Origin of the sequence: Burkholderia sp. MSMB1498 (assembly GCF_001526245.1) — a bacterium.
Taxonomy (GTDB): domain Bacteria; phylum Pseudomonadota; class Gammaproteobacteria; order Burkholderiales; family Burkholderiaceae; genus Burkholderia; species Burkholderia savannae.
Window position 1 is genome coordinate 39,829 of record NZ_LOYJ01000101.1, and the last position, 18,615, is coordinate 58,443.

An 18,615-nucleotide genomic window follows, 5' to 3' on the forward strand; every position below is an offset into this window, starting at 1 on the left:
CGGTCAGGGCTGCATTCGGACGGCGGTCGAGGCGGCCGGGGCGGTCGCGTCGCACTGCCGGCCGAGTCGTTCTCGTCGGGTCTTGCTGATCTCGCCGATCGGGTCTTGCGGGCCGACGGTTTTGGTCGGGCGGTCGGGCGGTCGGGCAGCCAAGCCGGCGTTCGGGCGGGCGGATCGGCTCTTCGACAAACAAACCGACCTCGAGCGGCTCGGCGAGCCATTCGGCAATTCCTCGGCGAACGCCGGCGAGTCATGCGGCCTGACGCTTGGCGAGCCGTCCGGCGAACCGTTCGACAAACCAATGCTCATGCCGCGCGGAAAACCGGCCGAACCGCTGCCCGCCGCCGCGCCGTGCCGAACTCCGTTCGATCGCTTGTCCGACACGATCGACGCTGCGGATGCGTGCCGAACGTCCGGCACGCCCCAAGCGCCTCCAGTGCCTCCAGTGCCCCAGCGCCCCAGCGCCTCAGCACCCCACGCGCCCTCATCGTCCAATGCGCCGAGAAGCCGAAGCACCGCCCCGCCCGCACCGCGACGCGCGGCTGTGCCGGGCCGCGGCCTGCGCGCCGGCCGCGCACGTCACAGCGTGCGCGCGATCAGCTCCTTCATGATTTCATTGGTGCCGCCGTAAATCTGCTGCACGCGCGAATCGGCCCACGCGCGCGCGATCGGGTATTCCCACATGTAGCCGTAGCCGCCGTGCAGCTGCACGCAGCGGTCGATCACCTTGAATTGCAGCTCGGTCGTCCAGTACTTCGCCATCGACGCCGTCGCCGCATCAAGCTTGCCCGCGAGTTGCAGCTCGATGCACTTGTCGACGAACACGCGCCCGATCTGGATCTCGCTCTTGAGCTCGGCGAGCGCGTGGCGGCTCGTCTGGAAGTCGATCACCGCGCGGCCGAACGCGCGCCGCTCGCGCGTGTAGTCGAGCGTCCACGAAAGCGCCGCCTCGGCCGCTGCGATCGCGCTGATCGCGATCTGCAGCCGCTCCCACGGCAGCTCCTGCATCAGGTAGACGAAGCCGCGGTTCTCTTCGCCGAGCAGGTTGCCGGCCGGCACGCGCACGCCGTCGAAGAACAGCTCGGACGTGTCCTGCGCCTTCATGCCGACCTTCTTCAGCCGCTTGCCCTTGCTGAAGCCCGGCATGCCCGTGTCGACGACGAACAGGCTCGTGCCCTTCGAGCCGCCTTCGGGCGTCGTGCGCGCGACGACGATCACGACGTCCGCGTGCCAGCCGTTCGTGATGAAGATCTTCGAGCCGTTGAGCACGTAGTGGTCGCCTTCGCGCACCGCGCTCGTGCGCACGCCTTGCAGGTCGGAGCCCGCGCCGGGCTCGGTCATCGCGATCGCGCCAATCATCTCGGCGCTCGCGAGCTTCGGCAGATAGCGCGCCTTCAGCGCGTCGCTGCCGTAATGGAGGATGTACGGCGCGACGATCTCCGAATGCAGCCCGAAGCCGAGCCCCGACGCGCCCGCGCGCGCGATCTCCTCGAACAGCACCACGCTGTAGCGGATGTCCGCGCCCGCGCCGCCGTATGCCTCCGGCATGCTCGCGCAGTGGTAGCCGGCCTTGGCCGCCTTCGTCCACACGTCGCGGTCGACGTAGCCCTGATCTTCCCAGCGCTCGTGGTGCGGCATCACTTCAGACTCGATGAATCGGCGGACGGACTCGCGGAACTGCTCGTGCTCTTCGGCGAAGATGGTGCGTGGAATCATGGCGTCTCCAATGAGGGAATCGCTCGGCGGCCGGCGTCGGCGCCTGCTGTTTGCGGTATTTGAGCAAGTCCGCGACAATCTGCGTTGATTCGAAACGCCATTTTCTTGACATGAAAAAACAGCTGCGCGGCGCTGGCCGGCCCGGTGTCGCGATCCTTCTGCCGCCGCGGCTGTTGGGCGGCTACGTTTTCCTCACGCAGGAAATGCTGCTGCTCGCCGGCACGATGAGGGCGCGCAGCCTCGACGTCGTCAACAGCCGGCTGTTCGACATCGCGATCCTGTCGCACGACGGCCGGCCGGTGCGGACGATCGGCGGCATCGACGTGCCGGCGACGGGCGCGCTGCGCGAGCCCGACGCGCACGAAGTCGTGATCGTTCCCGCGCAGTTCATGCCGGACGAGCAGATCGACGCGGTAGAGCGCGTCTTCATCGACTGGCTCAAGCGCCGCTACGCGGCGGGCGCGCTCGTCGTCGGGCTCAACGCGGCGCCGCTGATCGCGAAGGCCGGCCTGCTCGACGGGCGCGGCGCGACCGGGCTGCCGAGCGAGCGCACGCTGTTCGCGCGGCATTTTCCGGCGGTGCGCTACATGCCGTCGGCGCCGCTCATCGTCGACGGGCGGCTCATCACCGTAAGCGGGATCAATCCGGCTGTCGACGCTTGCGCGTACGTGATCGACTACTGCTTCGGCGCGGGCGTGTCGCAGCGGCTGCTGCGGGTCGCGCTCACGCAGTCGCTGCCGTCGTACGAGCACATGGCCGTGTGGGCCGCGCAATACAAGCGGCACGGCGACGGGCCGGTGCTCGCGGTGCAGGACATCGTCGAGCGCGCGCTCGCGCATCCGCCGACGCTCGCCGAGCTCGCCGTGCGCGCGGCGATGAGCGAGCGCACGCTGTCGCGCCGCTTCGCAGCCGCGACCGGGTTGACGCTGCGGCGCTACGTCGCCGTGCTGCGCGTCGAGCTCGCCGCGTTCCTGCTGCGCACGAGCCGGATGACGCTCGATCACATCGCCGACGAATGCGGCTTCGCGAGCGCGAGCGCGCTGAGCCATGCGTTCCTGGCCGGGCATGGGTGCAGCCCGATTCAGTATCGGCATCGGCCGGATGCGCGGCGGGCGGCGGCGGCGGGCGGTGGTGCGGGCGCGGTTTCGGGGGCGGGCGGGACGAACGCGGGCGACTGAGATCGGGAGTCGGGCGGCGGGCGCGCTGCAGGAAGAGGCAAAAGGGGCAAAAGGACCCAAAGAACCAAAGGAGCTGAAAAGAGGCTAAAAAGGGGCCGACTCGAACAATGAGAGCGCCAAACAAGCCGAAAGAAGCCGAAAGACCGGCGGGGCACGCGATGCGGCGTCCCAACGCGCTGAATGTGCAAGACGCGCGGCGGCACGCCGGCATCGCCGCGGGTTCGAACGCGCAGACGCGCGCCGGCCGCGTTCGTCGCCCGCTCCCGCGCGGTGGGCAACGCTCGCCCGCTTACGGCTCAAGACGGATCGGCACGCCCATCGCCTGCCGCCGAGCCGTTGCGCTTTGCCGTCGAATCGACACGCCGCGTCGCACGCAGCCGGCGACGCGAGAGCTCGCCGCGGCATCGTTCGCCTGCCGTTAGTCCGCCTTTTATCCTCCTTTTGTCTGCCTTTCGTCCTCCCTTTTGTCGGCCTTTTCCCGCCGTCCGTACGATCGGATAGCGAGCGCGCGGCTCGGTACGCAATGGCACGCCGCCCGGCGCCGTTCTCACCTTCGCCCGCGAACGCCTCACCTTTCGCCGCAGCGTCGCGGCGTGTGAACGGCGTCGGCTCGCCATTCATTCCGCACTGCACGATCGCCGCTCTTTCCCGCCCCACAAGGCTCAGGCCGACTCCGGCATCGTGGCGAAGACAAACGCGACTGCGATGCCGCCCCCCTCGTTCGCCGCCGCTTCCCTCGTCAATTCACTTGAAACATTACACGAAAATCTATATAAATTAATTCTAAGTAATCACCTTTCGCTTTCCGACCAAGAAATCTCCCCATGACGCAACCCACCGCGAAACATCTGATCCTCGATTTGCTGGTCGCGAAGGACGGCGAGCCGCTGCAGGTGCGCGAAGCGATCATCGCGTGCCGGCTGTTCGGCCTCACCGAGAACAGCGTGCGCGTCGCGCTCGCGCGGCTCGCGGCCGAATCGCTCGTCGAAGGCGCCGAGCGCGGCAGCTACCGGCTCGGGCCGTCGGCCGTCGAGCTCTCCGAGGAGCTGACCGCGTGGCGCACCGTCGAATCGCGGCTGCGCCGCTGGAGCGGCGCGTATCTGATGGTGTCGTGCATCTCGCTCGGACGCGTCGATCGCACCGCGCTCGCGCGCCGCGAGCGCGCGCTCGAGATGCTCGGCTTCCGCGAATGGGACAAGAGCCTGTACATGCGCCCGGACAACGTCGAAGGCAACGTCGACGCCGTGCGCCGGCGGCTGACGAAGCTCGGCGTCGAGCCGTCGGCGGCGGTGTTCGTCGCAATGGGCTTCGACGCCGAGCAGGAAGCGCGCATCCGCGCGCTGTGGGACGGCGAGGCGCTGTCGGATACATATCGCACGCTCGGCGCGCAGCTCGAAGACTGGCTCGCGCGCGCACCGGAGCTCGATCTCGACGTCGCCGCGCGCGAGGCGTTCCTGCTCGGCGGCAAGGCGATCCGGCAAGTCGTGTTCGATCCGCTGCTGCCCGAGCCGTTCGTCGACGTCGCCGCGCGCGCCGCGTTCATCGAATGCGCGCGGCGCTACGTCGCGGCAGGCCACCGGGTCTGGCGCGCGCTCCTCCACAGCGAGCATCCGTCCGCGCCGGGCGCGGCGCGCGCCGCCGTGGCCGGCCATCTGCACTAGCGCGACGCATTGGGGGAGACATCGACATGACCGACAGAATCCGCATCCGCGACCTCTTCACCCGCGACGAGATCCGTTCGCTGACCGCACGCTCGAACCGGCGCGGCGCATGGGCGGTCGGCTCGACGTGGGCGGTGATCGCGCTCGCGTTCGCGGGCCTCGCCTACGCGCGCGCGCATTTCCCGCCGTGGGGCTTCGCGCTGGCGCTCGCGGTCGGCATGACGATTCTCGCCGGACGCCAGCTCTGTCTCGGCATCCTCCAGCACGACGCCGCGCACGGCACGCTGTTTCGCACGCGTTGGGCGAACGATGTGCTCGTCGACTGGCTGTGCGCGCGCCCGATCTGGAACGAGCTGCGCAAGTACCGCCCGTATCACCTGACTCACCACGCGACGACGTCGTCGAGCGCCGATCCGGATCTGTCGCTCGTCGCGGGCCTGCCGACGACGCGCGCGTCGCTCGCGCGCAAGTTCCTGCGCGACGTTTCCGGCGTGACGGGCGTCAAGTTCCTGATCGGCCGCGCGCTGATGGACGCGGGCGTGCTCGAGTGGTCGCTGACGAACGACATCCGGCGCGTGCCGCAGGCAGGCCGCCGCTGGCGGGACTATCCGCTCGCGTTCTTCCGCGCCGCGGCCGGCATGCTGATCACGAACGGCATCCTGCTCGGCGCGCTGTGGGCGAGCGGCCATCCGTGGCTGTACGGCGTGTGGGTGCTCGCGTACGTGACGCCGTTTCCGCTGTTCATCCGCATCCGTTCGATGGCCGAGCATGCGTGCCTCGAAACGGGCGACGATCCGCTGCGCAACACGCGCACGACGCACGCCGGCTGGCTCGCGCGCGCGACCGTCGCGCCGATTCGCGTGAACTACCACGTCGAGCATCACCTGATGGCGTCGGTGCCGTACTTCCGGCTGCCGAAGATGCACCGGATGCTGCGCGAGCGCGGCTGCGTCGCGCGGCCGCCGTCGTATTGGCAGGTGATGAAGGCCGTCAGCGGAAAGCCGCCGGCGGCTTGAGTTCTTCGAGCTTCGGCCCCGCGTCGGATGACGAGCGTCCGCCGTGGGATGAAACTTGCGGGCCCGGCGGCGCGTCGTGGTAATAAAGTACGGCACGGCGCCGGCGGCGGCTCGTTCCTGATGCCGCTCATTACACGGCGCGGTGTCCCGGCTCCCGCATCGCGGGCTCTCGCACGTCGTTCGACGTCGGACGACCGAGTTGCGGCGTTCATCAAGCCGGTACCGCTCGCCACGCTCGCCGCGCTCGTCGTCTTGCTCGCTCACGCTCTCCCGCCGTCGATGCGACGAAGCAGATGCCGCGTCACGATCCGAGCTATCGAACCGTGGCGTTTTTCTGCAATGCAAGTGAGCGATAGGCCAGACGCCACCGCATTCGATGCAGCACACAGAAGGGCTTCAATCCGAACGAGAAAGCCTGCCCGCAACCAGTGGACAATTTGGGGATAAACCACCACTCGGACTGTGCACCCCAAAAGTTGTTCTTCACGGTGCGCGACAATTCATTGCCTGTACAGATGGTTGGCCGATCGACAGGGCATTGATGCGAAAGGCATCTTGGCGCTTATCCACAGAAGACCACAGCCTTTATTGACTATTACTACATATGTATACAAACAAAATACAAAAAAACAGACGGTAATCCATATGTCCGACGGCACAGAAAAAGATGCGCCGCCGCCGAGCGCTTATGCGAAGCGGCGATCATCCCGAATCCGTCGAACGCCCATCGCCGCCCAGCCGGCGAGCATCCCTGCAAGCGGCACTTTTTCACAACCGCTCGAAGTCTCCGAGCACCGATTTCTTCAGGGGACGAAAAAGGGCGCTCGAAACCCGGCCGAACGCCCTTGTCATTTCCACAGCCACGGCCTGACCGAATCGCCGAGCCTCAGCTCACCCGCTCCCGCTCGAGCTTCGCCGACACCGCATCGATCCGCCGCCGCACGTACCGCACGAGCGCGCGCCATGTGACCCGCGTGAGCCAGATGCACACGAGCAGCCCGACGATCCCGATCGGCAGCATCGCGAGCCCGTAGCCGAACGCGATGCCGCCGAGCGCGAATCCCGTCGGCGCGGCGACGCTGACGTGCTGCTTGCCGTTGTCGACAGTGATCCGGCCGCCGACGATCGACACCGAGTTCTCGCCGTTCGTCACCGACAGGTGCATGCCGCCGTGGCCGTCCGGCGTCATCTGCACGTTGCCGCCCGCGATGCCCGGAACGTTCAGGCCCGGCGCCGACGCCCCCGTGTTCGCGACCGTCATCTGATCGCCGCTCGCGCTCTTCAGATCGAGCGCGATCACGTCGGCGCGCGCGATGCTGAGCGTGTCGTCCTTGCCCGCCGCGAGCAGCTCGCGCGCGCCGTCGCCCATCGCGTCGATCGACAGCTTGCCGTCCTGCTTGCGCGCGTCTATCACGCCCTTGCGCGTGACGATCGACACGCGGCTGCCGTCGTGCAGGTCGAGCACGTAGCGCTCGCCGTCGACGCGCAGCTCCTTCGCGTCGTTCAGCGCATCGGCGGCCGCGGCGCTCGCGCTTTGCGCATCCTTCTCGATCTTGCCGCCTTGCGCCTGCTTGCCGCCCGGCGCGCCCTTGCCGGCCGCGGCGCCCGCGACGTCGGCCTGCCCCGCGCCGCCGCCGAACGGCAGCACGCCCGGCACAGGCGTGCCGAACACGTAATGGCTGCCGAACGCGACGAGCGTGACGAGGCCCGCCACCGTCAGCGCGCCGAAGAACACGTAGCCCGTCGTCAGCACGAGCATGTACAGCAGGAACGGCACGAGCAGGATCACGTGCAGCAGCCCGAGCCCGGCGATCGAGCCGACGACGCGCATCAGATTGCCGAACGAGCGCCGCTCCTCCCATTGCCGGAAGTTCGCCTGCGCCTTCAGCTCTCGGGCGAGTTTCTCCGGATCGCCGAGCGCGGCGATCACGTCTTCCTCCGCGCGCCCGGCCGCGAGCGCGTCGCCGATGTATTCGCGGTAATCGGCGACGATCTCGTCGACTTCCCGCTTCGGCAGGCTGTCGAGCGCCTGCCGCAACCGCTGGATGAATGCGTCCTGCTTCATTGCCGCTCCTCTCCGTGCGCCGGCGTGCGGTGCAGCGCCAGCACACCGTTGACTTCGTCGACGAAACTTCGCCACTCGTCCTCCATCTGCCGCAGGCTCGCGCGCCCGGCGTCGGTGATCGAGTAGTACTTGCGCGGCGGCCCCGACGTCGATTCGACGAGGTAGGTCGTGACCCACGCCTCGGCCTGCAAGCGCCGCATCAGCGGATAGATCGTGCCTTCGCTGATCTCCATCGTTTCGGCGAGGGTCGACACGAGCTCGTACGCGTAGCTGTCGCGCCGCGCCAGCACGGCGAGCACGCACATGTCGAGCGTGCCTTTCTTCAACTGGGTCTTCATTCCATTCCGCCGGCGTAGTGTGCGTTGCAAGGTACCCTGTTATGTTCTGCCGCGGTCCGTTATGCGGCGCGCCGTGAACATGGGCGGACTATAGCAGCCGGTATCGGTCAATGCAAGGTACTGTTTTATGCACGACGGGTATCACAAAGCGCGATGTGACACCCAAAGCAGGTTCAACGCCGGAATCCCAGAAAAATGCGTCGTTCCACATTGTGAACATCAATCAGCTCGTTGCTTGACGTGACGAGCAGCCAAGAGTTTGCTGCGTCCGCTTGGACTCCGACCCATCGCCTTACCTTATACGCAAGTCTGCCAACCGCACCCCGCAGGCCGGAACAAACCGTCGTCGGACAATGAGATAAACCGGGGCCCGTAAACTTTCGGCACGCTGCGTTTACTCCCGCTTGTTGCGTGAACGTCTTGGCCCTGAAAGCAGAAACCAAATTTGCTGACCTCGCTCCTGGTGAAGCGCGCCTGAACAAGCGAGCGAGGACATTGACGGAACGATCGGCGGCCAAGCCGACGGCTGGCGTGCCTCAGGCGTGTCGGGCTGGGGCAAGACGACGGTGGCGTACCGCTTCTTCGATAACGGCGAGGCCGAGTGAGGCGCAATTCTGGAGCCGCACTGGCCGGCAAGCCGCGGGGCTTTGGCCACTGTCTTACGCGATACCACGCGGAATGTATTTGCGTCCGACCCATGTGGCGACTCGACAGGGAAGCCCTTGTAGTACGGAAACGTCCGATTCTCGATCACCCAAATGAAACTCCGCATATATCGGAAATTTCTTAGTGAGGTTTGCGTAAAGCATTGATTTCAATGAACCGCGACACTGGGGAAGCGATTTATGCAGCACATTCCTAGAGCATCCACTGATTTATCGGCATTACAAATGCTTGACACACCGATTACATATAATGCAATGTGAAGCTGCGTGTAGCCTCTCAATTGAAAAACGAGGAAGCACGCGTCACCTGCCCTAAATTCAGTTTCGTTAAAAAGGAGCATCAATATGGCGATTTCCTTGGAAAACATAACGAGAATTCATGAATTGACCGCTGGCGAGGTCGAGCCGATCGTAGCCAACGTCAAATACGCGCAGCGTAACGACGCCGAGGTAGCGCCGGTTGTAGCGAATGTGAAATACGCACAGCGCAATGACGTCGAGGTAGAGCCGGTTGTGGCCAATGTCAAGTATGCGCAGCGTAACGATGAAGAAGTAATGGCTGTCGCCGAGGCTGTCTGAACGGCGCGGTAATGCTCATGCATTGCTGAATCCGCCTCTTGAGCAAGGGGCCTTGGCCTCTTGCTCACTTGTCCATGCTTCTCTGAACGGAGAATCGAATATGGTCGCATTGTTGTCGCCGCAATTTGTGAAAGAATTATGGGGTAAGCAAGCGACGGAGCTGGCCATATCGCATATCCCATTCAATGATAGAGATGTGCTGGGTGCGCTCAAGGAATATGCGGTGTGCGCGAACGACATTCGATCGCGCAACGCTCAGTCGGAAGTCATAACCGCTTTCAACGGAAAGCGCACGTCGGAGCCGCGCTCCGATTTCCTTGTGCTTCCCACCGATAACACGCTCGAGGATTATGTATCGAGAATCGGGTGTCTTGCCGGCGACGACGAATGGACGGTCATGTACTATGGGCTGCATGCGGCAAGCCCCATCATCTGGGATGTCGCAAAAGCCTTTTCTGACCAACTCGCCTTGTCAATAGGCTATCGGCCTGGCGGCCGCGTCGATATTGACTGCTTTATCGGGCGATATTCATCCACCTATATCGGAATCCATGTGGATCATGCGCACAATTTCGGGTTCACCTTGCGCGATGGGAAAACGATGTTTACCTGGCCCGGAACCCGCTCGGATCTCGTTGGCGTGCGATTTCCAGACTATGAATCATTCAAGTCCGAAGGCATTCCGCTTGAGAACAAGACGAACCGAGTAACCTATTTCCCTGAGGACTGGCTTCACGTTGCCGAAACAAAATCCGACGTTTCAGTTAACGTGAATATCGCTTTTTGGGAAACCGGCAACGATTCTCAGCAAAACGCGAACTACGTGAAGGGCCTGCTGCGGGCGCCCAATCGTACCCGCCATGATGTGCGCTCCTCAGGCATCGCGAGCCTGAACCCTGATGATGAGCTTCTGCTTTCATCCCTGAAGGCCTTGCTTGACGGCGCGTCTCTGAAAAGACGCATGATGATTTCTCAACTCATCTCGGACACCAGCAGCCGCCTGAATGTCGGCCGTCCAATCGTCGAAGTCGAAGAACTGGACGATGTCATCGCCCTCAACGCCGTCAGCACCCTGCACTGGATGCCAATATTGCAGGAGGGGGAGGTCCTGGTCGCGGCCAACGGTCACTGCGGCAGCTTCAGATACAGCCACGCATTGCATGACTTTCTGAATTGCCTGTCCGCCGGTCAGCAAGTGAACATTTTGGATTTATCGAGCGGGAAAGACAGGCTGCTTAACGACGATCTCCTGAGTGTCGCCGCATCGCTGGCGCGGTGGGGAGCGCTTTGATGGGCATCGGAGGTCGATGGGCGCTCGTTTTTATTTGTATCTCCCTGTCGTTTGGCAGCTTCGCCGACGAAGCAGCGCAAGTGACCTTTGCCCTGAGACTGGCCGACAACACTTCCTCGGTATCGATATTGCTCGCCGCCGGTCTCATCGGAGGCATTCTTTCCGGCCCAATCGCACCCATGATCCTCCGGCGGATCGGGCCTCGCAAAACGATTCCCGCGGTATTTCTTCTTCAGTCGGTTCTGATCGCGGCCGCGTCCTTGGCCAATCAATTCTGGAGCTACGTCGTCGTGTCAATGGCGCTCGGGTCCACGGGGTCCCTTCAGTGGGCGGCAATCATGGTCGCCATTCCAAGCTACACAAACAACGAGCGGCACATCGATCGCGTCAACCGGATTACGCAATCGGTGCGGAACATGGGTTACGTGGGCGGCCCGGCTCTCGGCGGGCTGCTGTACGGCATGGCCCAGCGTTCGCGGGGGCTGCTGCTGCTGGCACTGTTGGTGTTGGTCGCCGCGCCTGTCACCGCGCTGTGTTTCAAGATGCTGGATTCTTCCAGTCAAAAATCGGATCGGGCGCCCACGCAGGAAAAGCAGAAGGGGCGACTCGACCTGCCCGATCTCTTTCGCACAGCCGGCGTGATCCGTGCGGTCGCCCCGTTGTTGATGACGGTCGTGCTGACATCCACGCTCAATGTGCTGTTGATATTTCGAATTCGCACCGAGCTGCAGTTCAGTGCCGAGATCTACGGATTCGTTATCAGCGCGTTGAGTGTGGGGCTGATCGTCGGTCCCGTGGTTTTTTCCGGGATGTTGGCGAGATTCGGCGATGCCGCCGGCGCCTCGATTGCCGCCAGTATTATCGGCTTCGGCATTTTATGGCTCGCATTGAGCGACGCGGCATGGATCATCATGTGCGCCACGTTTCTGATCGGATCGGCAAACGGCATCCAGAACACGCTCACGGCAAGTTTCATGATGAAGGCGATTGATCCGCAGCGGCGTGTCAACCTAATGCCGGCCTATATATTTTGCATCCAGACTTCGGTATTTCTCGGCTTCCTGAGCGCCGGCATGATCAGCACGGCACACGTGAGCACGGCTCTCGTGGCTGTTGGAATCGCAACGGCGATCATCGGCGCATGCGGCTTCGCGTGGAATGTCAAAAACCGACCAAGCATGGTTACAAAAGGAGCGTAGTGATGGATGGTATAGGGCGCTTCGGATCGAAGCCAAACGATACGAAATCAATCAAACTGCAAGCCCCTTTGGATCGCATCGTGACATCGGGCATAGCGGATCTCAGAGTCAGCCATTACTATTTCGACGAGCCGTTATTCGACGAATACGAATTGACGACCGTCCGTGCGACATGGGATTTTTCCGCCGCGGAATCCATTGTCCGGGATGGATACAATATTCTCGATCTAGGCTGCGGCGATGGCCGGCTGCTCCTGCACCTCGCTGAAAAATTCTCGCTGAAGGAGAGCTTTGGCATCGACATCTCTCCGGTCGCCATCGATCGCTTCAATGCGTCCATCCATCACAGCCACGTTCACGCGCTCCAGGGCGACATATTTGATCTGCCGACGCTGATCACACAACGACGCTTCGACGTCGTGACGTTTGGCGATGCGACCGTCAATTTCATTCTGGACGACGATAAGCTCGAAGTGCTGTTGCGCAGCGCGAAGGCACGGTTGCGCGACGCCGGATCGAGGATCATGGTCGCCGTATTCGGTGACGGAACGCCCGAGCGTCTTTCGTTCATGGACAAACGATGCACAGTGGTGCCGTTTCGGCGCAGCAACGGGGAAGCCGCGCTCATCTGGTGGGCCTACAAATACGACAGCGACAAGCTGATCATGCATCGATCGGTCTTCGCGCAATCGGGACGGAATGAAAACGGGAATATCGAAGGAGTCGTATGCGATCTTCGAGACCGGATGTGGACGCCGTCGACACTCGTCCCCATCGCGGAGGCCAGCGGCCTCACGGTCGAAAAAGTGATCGCATCCGAAGTGCAGGACGGGACGGCCGTGGGCATGGCAACGGCAATTGTCATACTGAAATCGGCTTGAACCACCATGAGAACAGATCCGATTCGACCCAACTTTTATCAGGGTACGGGGGGATATGCCTGGCAGCTCGCCGAATATCTCCAGGGCGACCAGGCTGACGGAAATGGCAGCTACACGCTCAGCAAGTCGATGCCGCCGGAATTGCGAAACCCGCTCGCAACCTGTCCTGAATGCCTGGCTCCGGACCGCTCGGTCAGATGGTCCAAGTCAGTGCGCATTACTCGCAATACGCCTCGGCTTGTCGGTGCGCGGGGGATTCGATCATCGCTTGTCGTGGTTGCAAGTGCGCAGGCGTTTGGAGGGTTTCGCCATGAAGACATTCACGCGCTCGCGGAAGGGACAACAGTGGGCGCGCTGCCGAGCATGGAAATCAATGGCGCAGTGCATGAAGCGGCCACGCTATTGGTCGCACTATATCGACATGGGTTCATCGAGACTGACCAGGAGTTCCCGGCATCTCCTCCGGTCCGCTATATGATCGAACCCACCTGCATCGTTGCCGACGCCCCCGGGATCGGACGCGTAGCCATCAATCAGCTCAATGGTCGAACCATTCGATTGAGCGAAGCTTCTCGAGATATCTTCTCCCTGGGCAAGCTTTTGAACGAGATACCGAAATCACTGCACCCGAACATCATCCACTTTGCGGAAGCCGGCATGTTGCGATTGATTTCTGGAGGGAACGCCCATGCACATGATTAGGCCCGGAATGGGCACCGAGAACAGCGCCAGTCTGATCTCGGCGCTCATCCGCATGACCCGCCCCGCAACGGTGGTCGAGATAGGTGCCGGCGACAGCACGATTTTCATCGCGAAGGCGCTCCAGCAGACGCGGCAGGATTGGCAACACGACAAAGATTTACTGGATGCCTCGACATGGCAGGAGCGCAGCGCACTTCTGGACCCGACTGGAATTCCCGATATCTATCAACCCAGGCTGATCACCATTGACGACTTCACGGCCGAAGGTTCCTCGGCCGAAGAAGCATGGGATGCATTGAAGGATCACGATGTCGACAGGAGCCTCGTTACGTTCGTCAAAAGCAACTTCTACGCACTCGACGACGCCACCATCGCTTCATGGGGAGCGATAGACATCGCGTGGATCGATGCGGGCACGCCGGCCGACGATGTTCGCTTCGTCGCAGCGCTCTGGGAACACATCGCCCCTGGTGGATACCTGTGCCTGCACGAGCCAACCATGTTGACCACCGTCAGCATGGAGGGCGCACAACGCGTTCGCCGAGTCAGAACGCCGATCTGGGAAGAGCTGTTTCGCAGGCTGGACGATTCATTCGAGCTTATAACACTGCCGGAGTTGCACAAATACCGCCAGAGTGGGTTGGGTATCGTCCGGAAGCGTCAACAAAATGAACGCACGCTCCGTTCTCAGCCGCTGCAGTCAGAGCTTGTCGAATTGGGGGAAATTCCAATTCGTAGCAGCTATTTGCCGATTGGCGAGGAGGCGTTGAGCCAGCGTCTTCGCAAAGACGCCATTATTGCCGCAATGACGTCGCGCGAAACACGCTCCGTTTATGCTGCGATCGCCCTCGGCGCCAGTAGCATTGCCGACATCGTGGAGAAAGCCGGCATCGATACGAAGGCTGTCAGCAAAATCGTGACCCGGTTGCTGAGCATCGGCCTTATTCAGCGAGATGAGAGTGGATTTTCGGATGTCGACGCCGTGTGGGAAGAGATTGCCGATCGGCAGCGTCGTAGCGTTGACGATTTGAGCGATAGACAGCTGGAATCGGATCTCACCATCGAAAAGATCGCGACGGCTTTCGCCCCGGATACCCAATACACCGAATCGGAGATATCCAAAATCTGTCAGTTGTTCACAACCGATTACGCCCGGCTGAGGCGATATCTTGTCGATCGCGGCGTGCTGCAACGTCAAGATAACGTATATCGACGAGTTCTATCGCAATAAGGCGGATGGCATTCAACTGATTGCTGGTTTCGTGAGTTGCCCGAATCGGTTTGCGAGTCGCACTGGGGCTGGATTTCCGGCCATGCCTCATTGCGCCCCTCAGGTGGCCCGATTACGCCGCCCCCGAGCTGGCTCGGTAACGACGCCCGCTGACACCAACGCCTTCGCCAGTTCAATGCCGAGTGCGTCCTGCCGAATGCGCAGGCTCGAGCACCACGAGCAGGAAGCACAGCAGCATTGGCCTACCGGATTTTGAGGCTCGAAAGCTTCGCATTCAGGGCGATCAGGGTAAAGAGCGCAAGCATCAGCGGGGTTTGCATCGATGTGTCGAAGCGCACCTCCAGACTGCTTCTCCGCGCAATTCAGCCGGCGCGAGCGCGACGACGAGCCCGAAGACGACAGGTTCGGGGATCGTTAGGCCCGCAGCAACCCGCACGCGCGACCAGCCGCTGGCCAAACAGAAGAACGGGAGGCGCCACCACGAGCATTTCGAAAGTATCGACGTGCATGGGAGATGAACGGATGGTTTAGTGATGATTCACGATCACGGAAGACGACGAGCCGGAGACTGAAAATCCCGGGCAAAGACGTGTGAATAGGGGGAAGCCCAAGCATGCCGTGACACACAATTGGGCAGAGACCTGAGGACCGGTGCCGGCTGCTCGCATCCGGCGGCGCTTTTCCCAAACAGCTACCGATGAATACAGCAGTGCTGCAGCCGTATCCACCGATGGCCACCGCACGCCCGTTCGGCAAGGCACGCGACCTCCGGTGCGATCCGACGACCGGGCCATCTGATGCCGGCCGCCGCCTTCGGGCCGCCTGACGATCCAACTCCAGTTGCGGGATAAGTTCGGTAAGGGACGGCCCAGCCGCTGGCCTCCCGATCAAGGCGCGCGAATCGCCATCATAAGTGTGAGATATAAGGGTCGCGAAGTTCCGGGGGATTTATGGATATAAGGGACCCAATCGGTCAATGCCTATCCGAGTTGCCGGGCCCGCTTTACATCGTCGGTATGCAAGTAAATCGACGTGGTCAAAATCGATGCGTGACGCAGGGATCTCACACGGCGCTCAGCTCGACGCCCTTCGCAATCGCGTGGGTTGCATGATGGCCAACTCGATCATCTTCTACAACTCGGGCATTCCGTGGCGGCTACTGACTAAATCGAAAGCCGGCGGCACCATCGCGGCACTGGCGCGGCTCACGCATATATCGTCGGCGGCCTGGCGGCAAATTCTGCTGAACGGCCATTACACCTTTCAAAGCAACAACAAAATCGACCTGGACGCGCTCGTAGAGGGGCCGGAATTGATGGAAATTTCCGGAGTTCCGGCGTAGAACCTCAAAAGGGACGGACCGTGCCTGCGATGTGTGCGCAAGACCGCGCAACGTGCGCGTCGCCGGCGTCTTCCGCTTAGAACGCAGTTTGAATTGACCGACAGCGCACACGGCGCACGCGTCGGCCGATTTAGCCGATAGTGGCAGCCTGTCCATCCATTCGACCAAGCGAGAAGCGACATATGTCGGCGGCAAACCACAACGGCTCGACGGAATTCGACTACATCGTGATCGGCGGCGGCTCTGCCGGCTGCGTCGTCACGCACCGGCTCGTCAAGGCCGGGCATCGCGTGCTGCTGCTCGAAGCCGGCCCGCCCGACAATTCGTTCTTCGTCCACACGCCCGCGACCTTCGTGCGCGTGATCGGCACGAAACGGACCTGGGTCTACGAGACCGAGCCGCAAGCGCACGCGGCCGGCCGCCGGATGTACGTGCCGCAGGGCCGCACGCTCGGCGGCGGCAGTTCGGTAAACGCGATGGTCTACATCCGCGGCACGCCCGCCGATTACGACGGCTGGCGCGACGCCGGCTGCGACGGCTGGGGCTGGGACGACGTGCTGCCGTTCTTTCGGCGCGCCGAGCACAATCACCGGCTCGCGGGGCCGCTGCACGGCGTCGACGGGCCGCTGCACGTGAGCGACACGCGCTTTCGGCATCCGCTCAGCCACGCGTTCGTCCAGGGCGCGCAAGAGTTCGGACTGCCGTACAACGACGACTTCAACGGCGCGTCGCAGGCGGGCGCCGGCTTCTATCAGACGACGACGTTCGAAGGCCGGCGCGGCAGCACCGCCGCAACGTATCTCGCCGCCGTCAAGCGCGATCCGCTGCTGACGATCGAAACCGATGCGTTCGTCACGCGCATCGTGTTCGAGAACGGCGCGGCCGTCGGCGTGCGTTACCACGCGCGCGACGGCGAAGAGCGGATCGTGCGCGCGCGCTCGGAGATCGTGCTGTGCGCGGGCGCGCTCGCGAGCCCGAAGCTCCTGATGCTGTCGGGCGTCGGCCCGGCGGATCAACTGCTGCAGCACGGCATTCCGGTCGTGCACGATTCGACCGAGGTCGGGCTCAACTTCCAGGACCATCTCGAAGTGTCGCTGTACGGGCGCGCGCGCGAGCCGATCAGCCTCGCGGGACAGGACCGTGGGCTCAACGCGCTGCGTCACGGCATCCAGTACACGATGTTTCATACGGGGCTCCTCACGTCGAACGTCGTCGAAAGCGGCGGCTTCGTCGACACCGCGAACGGCGGCCGTCCGGACGTGCAGTTCCACGTGCTGCCCGTGCTCGTCGGCGACGTCGGCCGCGAGCCGCTCGCGGGCCACGGGATCTCGATCAATCCGTGCTTCCTGCGGCCGAAGTCGCGCGGCACGGTGCGCCTGCGCAGCGCCGATCCGCACGCGCCAATTCTCTTCGACGGCAATTTCCTCAGTCATCCGGACGATTTCGCGGCGCTCATGCGCGGCCTGTTGCTCGCGCGCGAGATCATGCGGATGCCGTCGATGTCGAAGGCGATCGCGGGCGAGATGCTGCCGAGCAACGGCGGCCGCGTCGATCTCGACGCTTACGTGCGCTCGCACGCGAAGACCGTCTATCACCCGTCCGGCACGTGCCGGATGGGCGGCGATCCGGCTTCCGTCGTCGATGCGCAGTTGCGCGTGCGCGGCGTCGGCGGGCTGCGGATCTGCGACGCGTCGGTGATGCCGTCGCTCGTGTCCGGCAACACGAATGCGCCGACGATCATGATCGCCGAGCGCTGCGCGGAATTCATGCTGTCGCCGGCCGCCGTATCGAACGTGCGCGCCGCCGCGGGCGCGCCGCAAGCCGCGCCGCTGCCCGCGGCGCATCTGCGGTGAGCACGGCGCACGCGTTGTTACGTTGCGCCGTCGTGCCGTCACGATCGCGCATTCACACTCAATCGAAGGAGACGTCAGTCATGCACACGTTCAACGACAAAGTCGCGTTGATCACGGGCGGCGGCACCGGCATCGGCGCCGCCGTCGCACGCAAGTTTGTCGAAGCGGGCGGCAAGGCGGTGCTGGTCGGCCGCCGCCGCGAGCCGCTCGAAGCCGTCGCCGAACCGCTCGGCGGCGCCGCGATCGCCGTCGCGGGCGATGCCGCCGACGCGCGCGACGTGCAACGCGCGCTCGACGAGGCGCGCGCGGCGTTCGGGCGCGTCGACGTGCTCGTCGCGAACGCAGGCGGCCACGGCGTCGGCAGCGCGCTCGACACCGACGACGCATCGTGGGCGCAATCGACGCGCGTGAACCTCGACACCGCGTTCGTCTGCGCGCGCGAGCTGCTGCCCGAGCTGATCGAGCGGCGCGGCAACATCGTGATCCTGTCGTCGCTCGCCGGACATTTCGCAGGCCCGAACGTCATCGGCTACGTGACGACGAAGCATGCGCTGATCGGCCTCACGCGCTCGCTCGCGCGCGACTACGGCCGCGCCGGCGTGCGCGTGAACGCGGTGTGTCCGGGCTGGGTGCGCACCGCGATGGCCGACGAGCAGATGGACGCGCTGCGCGACGCGCACGGACTCGCGACGCGCGAGGACGCGTACCGGCTCGTCACGCGCGACGTGCCGCTCGGCCGCCCGGCGGAGCCCGACGAAGTCGCCGACACGGTGCTGTATCTCGCGTCGCCGTATGCGTCGATGATCACGGGCACGTCGCTCCTCGTCGACGGCGGCGCATCGGCCGTCGATCTGCCGACGATCGAATTCGCACGCTGAGCGCGGCCACGCGCAAGAAC

General features: G+C 63.5%; 16 protein-coding genes and 2 pseudogenes. 12 read left to right on the forward strand and 6 right to left on the reverse strand.

Translation table 11 applies throughout. The features are described from left to right. Window positions 1–3: 3 nt before the first annotated feature. Window positions 4–384 carry a hypothetical protein gene (locus tag WS91_RS36150; RefSeq protein WP_156432432.1) on the reverse strand — a complete coding sequence of 127 codons (381 nt, stop codon included), beginning with the start codon at window positions 382–384 and terminating at the stop codon, window positions 4–6. Between the two features lie 195 nt (window positions 385–579). After that, window positions 580–1,716 (reverse strand): acyl-CoA dehydrogenase family protein, encoded by a 1,137-nt coding sequence (locus WS91_RS21755; RefSeq protein ID WP_038749943.1) that lies wholly within the window; start codon window positions 1,714–1,716, stop codon window positions 580–582. Between the two features lie 110 nt (window positions 1,717–1,826). Between WS91_RS21755 and WS91_RS21760 the strand changes: the two genes are divergently transcribed. From WS91_RS21760 to WS91_RS21770, 3 genes are all read left to right on the forward strand, one after another. Next, window positions 1,827–2,894, forward strand: coding sequence for a GlxA family transcriptional regulator (locus WS91_RS21760; RefSeq protein ID WP_059671015.1), 1,068 nt, complete (start codon window positions 1,827–1,829; stop codon window positions 2,892–2,894). Window positions 2,895–3,718: 824 nt separating this feature from the next. After that, window positions 3,719–4,555 carry a PaaX family transcriptional regulator C-terminal domain-containing protein gene (locus WS91_RS21765; protein WP_059671016.1) on the forward strand — a complete coding sequence of 279 codons (837 nt, stop codon included), beginning with the start codon at window positions 3,719–3,721 and terminating at the stop codon, window positions 4,553–4,555. Between the two features lie 26 nt (window positions 4,556–4,581). Continuing rightward, window positions 4,582–5,571 carry a fatty acid desaturase family protein gene (locus tag WS91_RS21770; RefSeq protein WP_059577821.1) on the forward strand — a complete coding sequence of 330 codons (990 nt, stop codon included), beginning with the start codon at window positions 4,582–4,584 and terminating at the stop codon, window positions 5,569–5,571. 886 nt (window positions 5,572–6,457) lie between these two features. Here WS91_RS21770 and WS91_RS21775 read toward each other — a convergent pair. Together WS91_RS21775 and WS91_RS21780 are read right to left on the reverse strand one after the other, a co-directional pair. Further along, window positions 6,458–7,636, reverse strand: coding sequence for a DUF1700 domain-containing protein (locus WS91_RS21775; protein ID WP_059577825.1), 1,179 nt, complete (start codon window positions 7,634–7,636; stop codon window positions 6,458–6,460). Then, entirely contained in the window at window positions 7,633–7,974 is a 342-nt protein-coding gene (locus WS91_RS21780) for a PadR family transcriptional regulator (protein WP_038749955.1), read from the reverse strand. Before WS91_RS21780 ends, WS91_RS21775 begins: the two co-directional genes overlap by 4 nt. 1,010 nt (window positions 7,975–8,984) lie before the next feature. Here WS91_RS21780 and WS91_RS21785 point away from each other — a divergent pair. The 6 genes from WS91_RS21785 (at window position 8,985) to WS91_RS21805 (ending at window position 14,522) form a co-directional block, all read left to right on the forward strand. After that, window positions 8,985–9,218 (forward strand): hypothetical protein, encoded by a 234-nt coding sequence (locus tag WS91_RS21785; protein WP_038749958.1) that lies wholly within the window; start codon window positions 8,985–8,987, stop codon window positions 9,216–9,218. Window positions 9,219–9,318: 100 nt separating this feature from the next. After that, complete coding sequence (locus tag WS91_RS21790; protein ID WP_038749960.1) at window positions 9,319–10,509, forward strand: hypothetical protein; 1,191 nt, start codon at window positions 9,319–9,321, stop codon at window positions 10,507–10,509. Beyond that, on the forward strand, window positions 10,509–11,708 hold the full coding sequence (locus WS91_RS21795; RefSeq protein ID WP_038749963.1) for an MFS transporter: 1,200 nt from the start codon (window positions 10,509–10,511) through the stop codon (window positions 11,706–11,708). The genes WS91_RS21790 and WS91_RS21795 overlap by 1 nt, the downstream gene beginning before the upstream one ends. A 2-nt stretch (window positions 11,709–11,710) precedes the next feature. Beyond that, window positions 11,711–12,589, forward strand: a complete 879-nt coding sequence (locus WS91_RS21800; RefSeq protein ID WP_226377174.1) for a class I SAM-dependent methyltransferase — start codon at window positions 11,711–11,713, stop codon at window positions 12,587–12,589. A gap of 6 nt (window positions 12,590–12,595) precedes the next feature. Further along, complete coding sequence (locus tag WS91_RS37530; RefSeq protein ID WP_226377175.1) at window positions 12,596–13,291, forward strand: hypothetical protein; 696 nt, start codon at window positions 12,596–12,598, stop codon at window positions 13,289–13,291. A 7-nt stretch (window positions 13,292–13,298) separates the two neighbouring features. Next, window positions 13,299–14,522, forward strand: a complete 1,224-nt coding sequence (locus WS91_RS21805; protein ID WP_082758276.1) for a DUF2087 domain-containing protein — start codon at window positions 13,299–13,301, stop codon at window positions 14,520–14,522. A 242-nt stretch (window positions 14,523–14,764) separates the two neighbouring features. Here WS91_RS21805 and WS91_RS38215 read toward each other — a convergent pair whose 3' ends face one another. Both WS91_RS38215 and WS91_RS37535 read right to left on the reverse strand, forming a co-directional pair. Continuing rightward, window positions 14,765–14,842, reverse strand: a complete 78-nt coding sequence (locus WS91_RS38215; RefSeq protein ID WP_394335882.1) for a hypothetical protein — start codon at window positions 14,840–14,842, stop codon at window positions 14,765–14,767. 660 nt (window positions 14,843–15,502) lie between these two features. Beyond that, window positions 15,503–15,633: pseudogene (locus WS91_RS37535) on the reverse strand (site-specific integrase); the annotation flags it as partial. Between the two features lie 3 nt (window positions 15,634–15,636). On the opposite strand from WS91_RS37535, the pseudogene WS91_RS21810 reads away from it, so the two are divergent. The 3 genes and pseudogenes from WS91_RS21810 to WS91_RS21820 all read left to right on the forward strand — a co-directional run. After that, a pseudogene (locus WS91_RS21810) lies at window positions 15,637–15,864 on the forward strand (hypothetical protein); the annotation flags it as partial. A gap of 182 nt (window positions 15,865–16,046) precedes the next feature. After that, on the forward strand, window positions 16,047–17,717 hold the full coding sequence (locus WS91_RS21815; RefSeq protein ID WP_059577845.1) for a GMC family oxidoreductase: 1,671 nt from the start codon (window positions 16,047–16,049) through the stop codon (window positions 17,715–17,717). An 80-nt stretch (window positions 17,718–17,797) separates the two neighbouring features. Further along, on the forward strand, window positions 17,798–18,595 hold the full coding sequence (locus WS91_RS21820) for an SDR family NAD(P)-dependent oxidoreductase (protein ID WP_038749974.1): 798 nt from the start codon (window positions 17,798–17,800) through the stop codon (window positions 18,593–18,595). The last annotated feature ends 20 nt before the right edge of the window (window positions 18,596–18,615 follow it).

What these genes read in the sequence shown, in the direction of transcription:
- WS91_RS21755 (WP_038749943.1), bottom strand. Translation starts at nt 1,716, where the DNA reads ATGATTCCACGCACCATCTTCGCCGAAGAGCACGAGCAGTTCCGCGAG.
- WS91_RS21760 (WP_059671015.1), top strand. Translation starts at nt 1,827, where the DNA reads ATGAAAAAACAGCTGCGCGGCGCTGGCCGGCCCGGTGTCGCGATCCTT.
- WS91_RS21765 (WP_059671016.1), top strand. Translation starts at nt 3,719, where the DNA reads ATGACGCAACCCACCGCGAAACATCTGATCCTCGATTTGCTGGTCGCG.
- WS91_RS21770 (WP_059577821.1), top strand. Translation starts at nt 4,582, where the DNA reads ATGACCGACAGAATCCGCATCCGCGACCTCTTCACCCGCGACGAGATC.
- WS91_RS21775 (WP_059577825.1), bottom strand. Translation starts at nt 7,636, where the DNA reads ATGAAGCAGGACGCATTCATCCAGCGGTTGCGGCAGGCGCTCGACAGC.
- WS91_RS21780 (WP_038749955.1), bottom strand. Translation starts at nt 7,974, where the DNA reads ATGAAGACCCAGTTGAAGAAAGGCACGCTCGACATGTGCGTGCTCGCC.
- WS91_RS21785 (WP_038749958.1), top strand. Translation starts at nt 8,985, where the DNA reads ATGGCGATTTCCTTGGAAAACATAACGAGAATTCATGAATTGACCGCT.
- WS91_RS21790 (WP_038749960.1), top strand. Translation starts at nt 9,319, where the DNA reads ATGGTCGCATTGTTGTCGCCGCAATTTGTGAAAGAATTATGGGGTAAG.
- WS91_RS21795 (WP_038749963.1), top strand. Translation starts at nt 10,509, where the DNA reads ATGGGCATCGGAGGTCGATGGGCGCTCGTTTTTATTTGTATCTCCCTG.
- WS91_RS21800 (WP_226377174.1), top strand. Translation starts at nt 11,711, where the DNA reads ATGGATGGTATAGGGCGCTTCGGATCGAAGCCAAACGATACGAAATCA.
- WS91_RS37530 (WP_226377175.1), top strand. Translation starts at nt 12,596, where the DNA reads ATGAGAACAGATCCGATTCGACCCAACTTTTATCAGGGTACGGGGGGA.
- WS91_RS21805 (WP_082758276.1), top strand. Translation starts at nt 13,299, where the DNA reads ATGGGCACCGAGAACAGCGCCAGTCTGATCTCGGCGCTCATCCGCATG.
- WS91_RS38215 (WP_394335882.1), bottom strand. Translation starts at nt 14,842, where the DNA reads ATGCAAACCCCGCTGATGCTTGCGCTCTTTACCCTGATCGCCCTGAAT.
- WS91_RS21815 (WP_059577845.1), top strand. Translation starts at nt 16,047, where the DNA reads ATGTCGGCGGCAAACCACAACGGCTCGACGGAATTCGACTACATCGTG.
- WS91_RS21820 (WP_038749974.1), top strand. Translation starts at nt 17,798, where the DNA reads ATGCACACGTTCAACGACAAAGTCGCGTTGATCACGGGCGGCGGCACC.